This window comes from Sphingomonas sp. 10B4 (assembly GCF_035019905.1).
Taxonomy (GTDB): domain Bacteria; phylum Pseudomonadota; class Alphaproteobacteria; order Sphingomonadales; family Sphingomonadaceae; genus Sphingomonas; species Sphingomonas glacialis.
Map to the genome: position 1 here is coordinate 1 of NZ_JASJVC010000242.1, position 315 is coordinate 315.

At 52.1% G+C, this 315-nt stretch carries 1 rRNA gene; it reads left to right on the top strand.

Annotated elements, in window-relative coordinates:
* Window positions 1-315 (top strand): 16S ribosomal RNA (locus tag QN347_RS19655); the annotation flags it as partial.

The window sequence follows — 315 nt, forward strand, 5'->3', positions numbered from 1 at the left end:
GCATTTGAGACTGTATGGCTAGAGTGTGTCAGAGGGGGGTAGAATTCCACGTGTAGCAGTGAAATGCGTAGATATGTGGAGGAATACCGATGGCGAAGGCAGCCCCCTGGGATAACACTGACGCTCATGCACGAAAGCGTGGGGAGCAAACAGGATTAGATACCCTGGTAGTCCACGCCCTAAACGATGTCTACTAGTTGTCGGGTCTTAATTGACTTGGTAACGCAGCTAACGCGTGAAGTAGACCGCCTGGGGAGTACGGTCGCAAGATTAAAACTCAAAGGAATTGACGGGGACCCGCACAAGCGGTGGATG